The 11,674-nt window shown below is 31.6% G+C and carries 10 protein-coding genes; all 10 read right to left on the bottom strand.

What is annotated here, in order from left to right; translation table 11 throughout:
* Nucleotides 1-20: 20 nt before the first annotated feature.
* On the bottom strand, nt 21-437 hold the full coding sequence (locus BLU40_RS04105; RefSeq protein WP_090120016.1) for an HYC_CC_PP family protein: 417 nt from the start codon (nt 435-437) through the stop codon (nt 21-23).
* Between the two features lie 60 nt (nt 438-497).
* Nucleotides 498-2,453, bottom strand: coding sequence for a heavy metal translocating P-type ATPase (locus BLU40_RS04100; protein ID WP_090120013.1), 1,956 nt, complete (start codon nt 2,451-2,453; stop codon nt 498-500).
* Between the two features lie 29 nt (nt 2,454-2,482).
* On the bottom strand, nt 2,483-3,067 hold the full coding sequence (locus BLU40_RS04095) for a methyltransferase family protein (RefSeq protein ID WP_090120011.1): 585 nt from the start codon (nt 3,065-3,067) through the stop codon (nt 2,483-2,485).
* Between the two features lie 60 nt (nt 3,068-3,127).
* Nucleotides 3,128-3,544: a Fur family transcriptional regulator gene (locus BLU40_RS04090; RefSeq protein WP_090120009.1), complete on the bottom strand. Its 417-nt coding sequence runs from the start codon at nt 3,542-3,544 to the stop codon at nt 3,128-3,130.
* Between the two features lie 3 nt (nt 3,545-3,547).
* Nucleotides 3,548-4,747: an efflux RND transporter periplasmic adaptor subunit gene (locus BLU40_RS04085; RefSeq protein WP_090120007.1), complete on the bottom strand. Its 1,200-nt coding sequence runs from the start codon at nt 4,745-4,747 to the stop codon at nt 3,548-3,550.
* 4 nt (nt 4,748-4,751) lie between these two features.
* Entirely contained in the window at nt 4,752-9,086 is a 4,335-nt protein-coding gene (locus BLU40_RS04080; RefSeq protein WP_090120004.1) for a CusA/CzcA family heavy metal efflux RND transporter, read from the bottom strand.
* A 123-nt stretch (nt 9,087-9,209) separates the two neighbouring features.
* Complete coding sequence (locus BLU40_RS04075) at nt 9,210-9,521, bottom strand: DUF6660 family protein (RefSeq protein ID WP_090120002.1); 312 nt, start codon at nt 9,519-9,521, stop codon at nt 9,210-9,212.
* Between the two features lie 298 nt (nt 9,522-9,819).
* Nucleotides 9,820-10,494: a P-loop NTPase family protein gene (locus BLU40_RS04070; RefSeq protein ID WP_090120000.1), complete on the bottom strand. Its 675-nt coding sequence runs from the start codon at nt 10,492-10,494 to the stop codon at nt 9,820-9,822.
* A 53-nt stretch (nt 10,495-10,547) separates the two neighbouring features.
* Nucleotides 10,548-11,219, bottom strand: coding sequence for a hypothetical protein (locus tag BLU40_RS04065; RefSeq protein WP_090119998.1), 672 nt, complete (start codon nt 11,217-11,219; stop codon nt 10,548-10,550).
* A gap of 47 nt (nt 11,220-11,266) precedes the next feature.
* On the bottom strand, nt 11,267-11,545 hold the full coding sequence (locus tag BLU40_RS04060; protein ID WP_090119995.1) for a helix-turn-helix domain-containing protein: 279 nt from the start codon (nt 11,543-11,545) through the stop codon (nt 11,267-11,269).
* Between the last annotated feature and the right edge of the window lie 129 nt (nt 11,546-11,674).

Raw genomic sequence — 11,674 nt, 5'->3', positions numbered from 1 at the left:
AACAGTCAATTGTTTTAAAATCAGATTAAATATGTTTCGTCTAGTTTGTAGATTTTCCTGCAGACGAGAGGGGATTGATCTTCATCATATAAAGATACCTCGCTATCTATACTTTCGAAAAGATTTACGTACGTATAAATAAATGAAGTAATGAATACTTGTTGCTCAAAAGAAATAGTATCTATTGAAGATTGTAATTCATTTTGACCCTCAATTTTTTCAAATTCATCACTACAACAATTTTTCTTTGATACAGAACATTCATTAGTTGAAGTTGCTAATTCCATTTCCATTCCGCAAGTTTCTGCTTTTGAAAATATAGCTGAATCAACCAATTTATCTCCACAATAATGCGTATTAATAGTAAATGACATTGTAGAGCATAACACTACAAAAGCCATTAATATTGACATTATTTTATGGAAAATTTGTTTCATATTGGTAACAAAGGTAACAAATTATAATGATTCTAAATAAATTTAACAGGAGTTTAACGCTTAACTCCATTTCATTCGTTGCAATCTAACCGCATTTAAAATAGCTAATAAAGCTACACCTACATCTGCAAATACAGCTTCCCACATTGTTGCTAAACCACCTGTTCCTAGAATTAAAACAATAGCTTTAACACCAAAAGCTAATATGATATTCTGCCATACAATTTTACGAGTAGAACGACTTATTTTAATGGCTTTTACCACTTTTGAAGGTTGGTCGGTTTGAATAATAACATCTGCTGTTTCAATAGCAACATCACTTCCCAAACCACCCATAGCAATACCTACATCACTTGCTGCTAAAACTGGTGCATCGTTAATACCATCACCAATAAAAGCTATTTTATTTTCAGGATTTCTCTTTAAAGTTTCAACTTCATTTAATTTATCTTCTGGCAATAAACCACCTCTGGCCTTTTCAATATTTAATTCATTTGCTATTTGTTGGGTAATAGAATCTTTATCACCTGAAAGTATCATTATATTTTTAATACCTACTTTATGCAATGCTGTAATTGTTTCTTTAGCATCTTCTTTTAATTCATCTGCAATTACAACATAACCTGCGAATTTATTATCGATAGCTGCCAAAACAATGGATTCTACAATAGCTTCAGTTTCAGTTGGAACATCAATGTTATTTGTATGCATTAAGGCTTTATTTCCAACTAAAACTATTTTACCATTCACAATGCCTTTTAATCCTTTTCCTGCAACTTCAGATACTTCTACTGCTTTAAAATCTTTTCCAACTTCTTTATACTTCATTATGGCTTTTGCAATAGGGTGTGTGGATTGTCCTTCCATAGCCATTAGGAATTTCATAAATTCAGATTCTTCCCAGCCAACAGTCTTTATTTCCTTAATTTTGAAAACACCTTTGGTAACAGTTCCTGTTTTATCCATTACCAATGTATTTATTTTGGTCATAGCATCTAAAAATGAAGCACCTTTAAATAATATTCCATTTTTTGAAGCTGCACCTAAACCTCCGAAATAACCCAATGGGATAGATATTACCAAAGCACAAGGGCAAGAAATTACCAAGAAAATTAATGCTCTGTATAACCAATCTCTAAAAATATATTCCTCTACAAAAAAATAAGGTAGAAATGTAACAGCAATTGCTAAATACACTACAATTGGTGTATAGATACGTGCAAATTGTCTAATGAACAATTCTGTTTTCGATTTACGTGCTGTAGCATTTTGAACTAAATCTAATATTCTGGCAATTGAACTATCTTCAAACTTGTTTGTTACCTCAACTTCTATCACACTTTCTAAATTGATACTACCTGCATATACTTTTGCGTTTTTTGTAATCGTATCTGGTTTACTTTCACCTGTTAAAGCTGCGGTATTTAATGAGGCCTTTACTGATAGTAAAATACCATCTAAAGGAATTTTTTCGCCAACACGAATTTGAATTTTTTCGCCAATATTTACGTCTTCTGGTGAAACACTTGTATAATCACCATTCCGAAAAACGTTAGCTTCTTTTGGTCTGACATCTAATAATGCTTTGATATTTCCTTTGGCTCTTTTAACAGCAGCTCCTTGGAATAATTCTCCAACTGCATAAAATAGCATTACTGCTACTCCTTCAGGATATTCACCAATAACAAATGCTCCAATTGTAGCAATAGACATTAAAAAGAACTCTGTAAATACATCTCCTTTTTTAATGCTTTTCCAACCTTCTTTAACCACGGGAAATCCAACAGGCAAGTATGCAATTCCATACCAATTTATACGTAACCAATCTTTGAAAAAAGCTACATTAAAATAATCTAAAGCTATTCCGATCATAAGCATTAAAAAGCTTACGATTGCAGGGAAATAAATTTTGAAAGTAGCACTATTTACAATGCCGTGGTTATGACCATCATTGTGACTATGCTGCTTTGTAGATTTTGGCTTTAAATCTCTTAAATTGACTTTCTTTTTTTTCATTATTATTCTAAATTCTTCAAATTAAATATTTATATCCAACGTCTTACTTTTTTTGCATACTCTAAATAATCATTTCCAAATTCTTGTTTTAAGAATGCTTCTTCTAATCTAATTTGGGTATTTATACTTGTTGTTGATAATGCGATTATTACTAATGTAAAAGCGTTTGGAATCACTAAAAACAATCCAATATTTGCAATCATAATCCCAAGGAAAATGGGGTTTCTTGAAATCGAAAACAATCCTTTGGTAACTAACGATGTCTTGTTTTTTTCATCTATTCCAATTCTCCAAGAATTGGCCATATTAGATTGAGCAATCCATACTACAATTAGCGAAAGAATTAAGAGTCCCCAGCCTGTTTTTAATAAAGTAACACTTTCTAAATACCAAAAAGGGAGTAAATATTTGTACCAATCAAATTTAAAAGCATAAATACTTACAATAATTAGCTCTAAAAAAGAGATCAAAGTAAATACTTTACCATTATAACCGTGTGCATCATCTGTTTTGTTAAAAGTTAAAGGGTTTACTCTAGTTTTTATAAAGAGTGAAACTGACCTTATTACAAAAACTAGCAGAAAATATATTAGTAAGTAAATAAATAAAATCATCAAATTATAATTGCATATTCAAAGCAAATATGCTGAAAAAACAAATGCAATGGAAGTGCATTAATGACCGCTACATTTATCACAAATCCCTTTTACCACCAAGTTTACATTTTCTGCAACAAAACCATCAGGCACTTTAATTTGAGGAATTTTATGAGCTGTAAGGCATACTGTTTCATTGCAATTGTTACAATGGAAATGTAAGTGTAAATCATTTTCAATTTCACAATTACATCCTTTTTCACATAATGCATACTTTGTAATACCTGTACCATCATCTATTTGATGTACGATTCCTTTTTCTTCAAATGTTTTAATAGTTCTGTATAATGTAGTTCTATCTGACTTTTCAAAAGCATTTTCGATATCACTTAATGTTACAGCAACATCCTTTTCTACAAGAAACTTATAGATAAGTAATCGCATTGCTGTAACACGTATATTTTTAGATTCTAATAATTCCTCTATTGTTTTCATTATTTAATGTTCGTGTTCTGCTTCGCCTTTTTTCATTTCAGCAATCAGGTAATAAGCATTATTATAAGCAAATTTTGTGGTTTTATCTAATTCTTCAGTAAATTGAACTGCAATCCAATTGCCATCTTTTGCACCTAAAAGCACTTCAACAGGCTTAAAACTCCAGTCGTCATTTTCTTTTTCTACTGAAAATGCATAAAACCTATCTCCATCTTTTATAATTGCACTTTCAGGTAATGCTTTTGTTTTAGTTTTATTTACCTGAATTTTACCTTGAATGTACATACCAGGAATTAAGTTATCTCTTTTATTTTCAATTTCAGCGTGAACGTGTACAGCTTTTGGGTTGTCTTCAAATGTTTTACTTATTGAAAAGATTTCAGCTGTAAGTTCTGTATTTGGTATAGACTGCACTGTAAATGTCACTTTTTGACCTTTTTTTACTTTATAGGCATCTTTTTCAAACACCATCAAATCTGCGTGGACGTGAAGCGTATTAACAATTTCGAATAATTCTGTTTGCGGCTCTACATATTGCCCAATTTTCACCTCAACCTTTTGTACAAACCCTTCTATAGGACTACGTAATGATATACTTTGTGCAATTGTACCATTTCTTACCGATATTGTATTGATATTTAATATTCTTAATTGAGCTTCCAATCCATTTACCATAGCTTTTGATGCTTCATACTCGGCTTCTGCTTTTTGAAAATTTGCACCAGAACCAACACCTGCATCATATAATTTTTGTTGACGCTCATAGTTTTTCTTTAAAAAATTACTATTGCTAAAAGCATTCAAATAATCAGTCTGCAGTTTTATAATATTAGGGTGTGATAGATAAGCCATAACTTGGCCTTTATTAACTTTATTACCTTCAATTACTTTTATAGATACTACATTTGCACCAATAACTGAAGTTATTGCTGCTTCGTTTTGTGGGGGTACTTCTAATGTACCATTAGCCTCTACATTTCCACTCATATTTCGTAATGAAAGTGTGTCAATCTTCATTTTTAATGCATTATACTGCTGCTGCGAAAGCATTACTTCTTCGTTCTCACCGTGTTCTTCTTCATTTTTTGGTTTTTCACTATGTGAATGACCATCATTGTCACTATGACTTTCTTTGTTTCCGCAAGCAAAAACAGTAATGGATAACACTATAACAGTTAGGATTTTATATAATTTATTTTTCATTTTCTTATTGATTAAAATATTGTAGTTGAAATGTGCTTTCTAAATAGTTTATTAAAGCTGTTTGTGCATCTAGCTCGGATTGAATGGCTTCTTTTATTAATTGTGTGAAGCTAGTGTATTCTATTTCGCCTTCTTTGTACGCCAGTAAAGCACCTGTTTTTTGTTCCTTTGTTAATGGCAATACCTGGTTTTTGTAAAATTCCCAAGAGTTTTTCCATTTGATATAATTTTCTTTAGCCTGAACAAATTTTGATTGTACTTCTTGCTTTTTGAATAGGACATTGGCTTCGGCTATCTCTTTATCAATTTTGGTACTTCTAATTTGTGCTTTGTTAGTACCAGACAAAAACGGAATGGAAATACCTGCTTGATAACTGTAAAACCCAGAAATTCCTTCTACTTTTTGTAAACCACCTTGAAGATTGAATTTTGGTAAATTATTAGCTTTTGCAACTTTATAATTGGCTGCTGCTTCATCTACAATGTTCTGCGACATACTGTACAACGGATGGTTTTCAATATTGAACTTTTCAATGTTTAAATCTATTGCAGAATCAAATTCATCAGAAACAGTAAAAATTTCATCTGAAACCAACCATAAATTTAATTGCTGTAGAGCGATTAGATAATCACTATATGCTTGCATTTTTTTATTTTGAATTTGAAAAGCTTGGTTTTTAGCTGCTGAATATTCTAATCTTGAAATCGCTTCTACTTCATAATTTAACGCAACAGCTTGTTCGAAATTGGAATAAATGGAATCCAATTCCATATAAAGATTATAGTTTCTCTTCATTTGATAACATTTTGACCAGGCCTTTTTAACTTCTAATTCTAATTCTAATACAGAAAGTTGATAAGCTTTTTGTGCTAATTGTACTCGTTGTTTTTGTAACTTCCTCTTTGAACCAACACCAAAAATATTTATATCGGATTGGCCTATTCCAATGGTTGTGTAGACTCCTTCATCTCCATTAATTTCTTCACCACCTGTAAAGACTTCAGTTGTACCTAAATCATAAGCAGTAGCTTTTAATTGTTCCTGTTTTGTGATTTCTAACTGTTTTTGCTTTAACAATGGGTAATTCCTTTTAGATAGTTTTACCGCATCCATTAAGGTTATTTCAGGAAGTGTATTGTTTATCTGTTGTGCTTTACTTTGTTCAGAAAAACCAAACATTAAAAGCAAAACTGCTGTTGCTGTAACCAACTTTTTATTCGGAATAAATTTAAACGATTTGTTTTCTACCCAATGGTATAAAATTGGTAAAACGAATAAGGTTAGTAATGTAGAAGTTAATAAACCACCAATAACAACAGTTGCTAGTGGGCGTTGAACTTCTGCTCCGGCAGATGCCGAAATCGCCATAGGTAAAAAGCCTAATACATCTGTAAAAGCTGTTAGCATAATTGGTCTGATTCTTCGTTTTGTACCTTCAATAATTCTATCTTTAAGATTGGTAACACCCTCTTCTTTTAATTCATTCAAACCACTAACCATTACCAATCCATTTAAAACTGCAACCCCAAATAGTACTATGAAACCAACACCTGCTGAAATACTAAATGGCATATCACGTAACCATAAAGCTACTACACCACCAATGGTTGCCATAGGAATAGCTATGTAAATCATTAAAGTTTGTGGCAATGATTTCAATGCAAAATAAATTAACACAAATATTAGTAATAGTGCAATAGGTACAACCGTTTGTAATCGGTTACTTGCACGTTCCAAATTCTCAAAAGCACCACCATAACGAATGAAATAACCAGATGGTAATTCTAATTGTGCATCTAATTTTGATTTTATTTCATTTACTAATGATTTTACATCGCGACCTCTCACATTTACACCCACATAAGTTCTTCTGTTTGTGTTATCTCTACTAATTTGCATTGGTCCTGCTTTATAACTTACATCAGCTATTTCACGCAGTGGAATTTGAGTTCCCGAAGGTAGGTTGATGTACAAGTTTTGGACATCTGAAATATCTTTTCGGTTTTGAGAATTTAAACGAACTACTAAATCAAAACGTTTTTCACCTTCAAAAATAACACCTGCTACACCACCTGCAAATGCTGATTGTACTGTTTGATTTAAGGTATTTATATGAAGTCCGTATTGTGCTAATTTATTTCTATTGTAATTAATAGTCATTTGTGGTAAACCTGTTGTGGCTTCCGCTTTCATATCTCCAATACCTTCAGTACCTGCAATAATTTTAGATATTTCTTCTGCTTTTTGAGATAGAATGTCAATATCTTCACCATAGAGTTTTATGGCAATATCTTCTCGCACACCTTCAAGTAATTCATTAAAACGCATTTCAATAGGCTGGGTAAACTCATAATTAACACCTGGAACTATTTCAACAGCTTCTTTCATCATCTCTATCAATTCATCTTTTGAAGTTGTTGTGGTCCACTCACTTTTAGGCTTTAGAATTACAAAAACATCTGCTAAATCCATTGGCATTGGGTCTGTTGGAATTTCAGCTACACCAATACGACTGACTATTTTTTCAACTTCCGGAAATTTAGCTTTTACAATTTGCTCTATTTTTGTAGTTGTTTCAATGGTTTCTGTAAGTGAACTTCCTGGTTTTAATATGGCGTGAAATGCAATATCACCTTCATCAAGCTGCGGAATGAACTCACCACCCATTTTTGTAAATATAAAAACTGCAATTGCGAATAGCACAACTGCACTACCTATAATCCACTTTCCTTTTTGTAATGCTCTTTCCAATAAAGGTTGGTATTTGTCTTCTACCCATTGTACAAATTTATCTCCATAAGATTTTTTATTGTTTTTCGGAGCTCTTAACACTAGTGCAGACATCATTGGCACATAGGTAAGACAAAGCACCATCGCTCCAATCATAGCGAAAATGAAAGTCATAGCCATTGGTTTGAACATTTTTCCCTCAATACCTTGTAAAGCCAAAATTGGAAGAAAAACAATAAGAATAATGAGCTGACCAAAAAATGCAGCATTCATCATCTTTTTAGAAGCATTAGAAGCTACTTTGTCACGTTCTTTTGCTGTAAGACTCTTCTTTTTTAATAATTGGGATGTAATTAAGAAAACTGTACTCTCCACAATAATTACAGCACCATCTACAATAATCCCGAAATCAATAGCTCCCAAACTCATTAAATTTGCCCAAACATCAAATACATTCATCAATATAAATGCAAATAATAATGATAATGGAATTGTTGAGGCTACTATTAAACCACCTCGCCAATTACCTAATAAGAAAATAAGTACAAATATTACAATTAAAGCTCCTTCAACAAGGTTGTTTGACACTGTAGATGTTGTTTCGCCAATTAATTTACTTCGATCTAATAATGGCTGAATGATGATTCCTTCAGGTAATGACTTTTCTATTTGAGCCATTCGTTCTTTTACATTGTTGATAACATTATTGGAATTAGCGCCTTTAAGCATCATTACTAAACCACCAACAACTTCACCTTCTCCATCTTGTGTTAATGCACCATAGCGAATTGCAGCACCAAATTGAACTGTCGCAATATCACCAATAGTTACTGGAATATTATTAACGTTTTTGACTGTTATTTTTTTAATGTCTTCTAAACTACGCACCAAGCCTTCTCCACGAATAAAATTTGCTTGATGGTTTTTTTCAATGTAAGCACCACCTGTATTTTGATTGTTAGCTTCAAGTGCATTAAATACATCTGTAATAGTTAAACCAATAGCTTTTAAATCGTTTGGATCAACAGCTACTTCGTATTGTTTAATTTTACCACCAATGGCATTTACTTCAACCACACCTTCTACCATAGCCATTTGTCGCTGTACAATCCAATCTTGCATAGAACGTAGGTCTGCAATACTATATTTGTCTTTAAACTCTGGTGCTACTTTTAATGTATACTGGTAAATCTCTCCTAATCCAGTTGAAATAGGTCCCATTGATGGTTCACCAAAACCTGCAGGAATTTGTTCTTTAACTTCGTTTAGTTTTTCTGCTACTAATTGTCGAGGTAAATATGTTCCCATATCATCGTCGAACACAATAGTAACAACCGATAAACCAAAACGAGAAATAGATCTAATTTCCTGTACATTTGGAAGGTTGCTCATTGCGACTTCAATTGGGTAGGTTACAATTTGTTCAATATCTTCTGTACCTAAATTTGGGGCTTGTGTAATAACCTGTACTTGGTTATTGGTAATATCTGGAACAGCATCGATGGGTACTTGGGTCATACTCCATATACCTGCTCCAATAATGGTAAGCGTAAGCAAACCAATTATAAATTTGTTATTGATTGAAAAATCAATGATTTTATTAATCATAGAAAAGGTGTTAATTCAGTTAAACTTTTTGATTCAATTCTTCTAATAAAATTAGAATTACTCGAGTTGAAAAGAACCTTTAAAGGTTCAAAATTGGATATAATTATCCTAGATAAAACTGAATTATGCCCTTGGAGGCTGTAAAATAGAAGTAGAATAATTTGTTTCTAAACCGTTTAGGTAGAAGAAATTTTGAGTATAATAATTATTTACATCAAGTTTTGTATAAGTGAATTGAAACTGTATTACATTAATATGACAACAATGACACATACAAAAAGGGGAGCATAAATCTGAATCTTGATGTTGATGCTCGTCACCATTAGTTTGTGAAATTTCTGTTTTAACATTATCATCAATTTCACTATTATCTACACAAGGTGTAAAATTAAGTGCGAGAATATAAATTGATAATATGAATGCTATAAATTTCATTGTAGCAAATATATAAATTATTTAATGCAATGGCATTGCAAATAAGTTAACGCAATATATAAACTACTTTTTAAGGTAGTTTGATTTTGTTTGATACTACAAAATAGAAAAATGTTTTTTTTGATTTTAGGAAGATAATGCTATATTTGAGTATTAGGTTTTCATAGGCCTAATCTTTTTCATAGCAATTTTTTTTAACCCACTTCTCTTGAAGTGGGTTTTGTTTTTTCATTCCACAACAAACAACCTAATATAATTGGTGGGACCCTGAACCAAGTTCAGGGTGACGAATAAAAAGTTATTTTCTTTTATCAATTGAGTTTTCATCAAAGCTAATTAAATTAAACATTGTTCTCATTCTGCTTCTCACCCTGTTTCCGTAACGTTTTTCAATTTCTTGCGCGTTGAGGTTCGTGGTTATGTGGGTTAACACCTTCTGACTGCGTTCAGGACTACGCATAAATAAATCGTAACGAGAGAGCAAGATTTCACCTAATACATTGCACTCTTTTGCGTAGTGGCTACCTGTTGGTTCTACTCCTAAATCATCGAAACAATAGTTTTGAGTTTGATTGTATTTTTCAAAAACAGCATAACCTTTTGCATTGAAATTGAAAACAATATTCCTGGAGGGAATGAGTTCGTAATTAGTTTTGTGTGGCGCTAGATGTAAAAGTAATTTCATTAGTGATGTTTTTCCACAACCTACTGGGCCAGATAGTAATAATCCTTTATTGGTGTCTATTCCCATTTGTGCACAACTATAATGATCCTGGATAAAGTAATTGCATAGTTTGAAAAGTAGAGGTTCGTCTTCATTGTAGATTTTGAAATTTTTACCGAATAGTATGTGACCTTTGATGTTGAGGTAGGTTTTTATTTTTTCAAAATCGTAATGGACTGTGTTGTTTCTTATTTCTCCTATTTGGAATTTTGATGTTCCTTCGATTTTTATGTGTGGTTGTGGTTTCATAGTTTTTATTTTCCAAATGATGAGATTCCTGCCTACGCAGAAATGACAGAATCTTATAAAGGTTCGTTATAGTTTTTGTTTTGGTTGGTGTGGAGGTTGTCTTGAAAATGGTCAAGTGGTAAATCTGTGTTTTGATTTGTTTTTGATTCTTTTTGTTTTGAAATAGTAAATTCGTCTATTTTTAACATCCAACTCTCTGCTGCAGCTTGCCAATTTTCAATTGGATTGTTTCCTTTTTTCCATCCTACAGATTCGTAGTAATTGAAAAATTTTTCTGCTTCTTTTTCTGACCAATCCTTTTTTTTAAAAAAATTGAAAACCTTTTTTAGAGAGAGAGGTTTATTTATGTTTATAGTATGTTTATTAATGTTTATATTAGATACCAGCGCTTGTTCATTTATGGTAGAGTCTAAATACAAATCTTGCTTATCACTTGTACTGAAATTAAACAACTTCACTTTACTGCCTTTAAACGGATTGTGAGAAGGACTATAAATAATGTATTTCCAATGACTTAACTCTTTAATACAACGATGATATGTTGTGTTAGAACCGATTTTAGAAAACTTCATAACTTCTTCTCGATTTATATAAAATTCATCTGGAAATCGATTGTAATTCCAAATCTGAAATAAAGCAATATATAGGCTAATATGTGTTGGATTTAAACGAGTATCTTTTGAAAATTGATGAAAGATACCGTTGAGATGTTTTATGTAATTCATAGGCTCTAAATAGTAAGATTCTGAACAGGTTCAGAATGACGTTATTCTTAAAATTTGTTATGAATACTGTTTTCTTTCATTACGTTTTCAATTTCTTCTGCATCGTAGAAAATGATCCCTCCAATTTTTGTGTACGGTAGTGTTCCGTTAATTCTTAAAGTTTGAAGTGTTCCCGGACTTACTTTCAATATTTTCATTAATTCTGCTGATTTTAAATATTTTTTTTGAGGTGCAGCAGTCGTTTTTTGAAGTAAACTTTTAATGTCATCTAATAGTTCAATTTTAAACTCTCTTAAATCATCAGTTGTTATAATTTGTGTTGGCATTGATTAAGTATTTTTTAAATTAATAATTGTTTATAGCGATTTGACTTTCGTGCTACAAAGCTTAAAAGTTTTATTGAGAATCTTTAGGTAGTCATTAGGTAGTACCTAAAAAATTTAACATTTTAAAAA

Source organism: Lutibacter oricola, from assembly GCF_900106565.1.
In the GTDB taxonomy this organism is placed as follows: domain Bacteria; phylum Bacteroidota; class Bacteroidia; order Flavobacteriales; family Flavobacteriaceae; genus Lutibacter; species Lutibacter oricola.
This window is presented reverse-complemented; position numbering and strand designations above follow the sequence as displayed.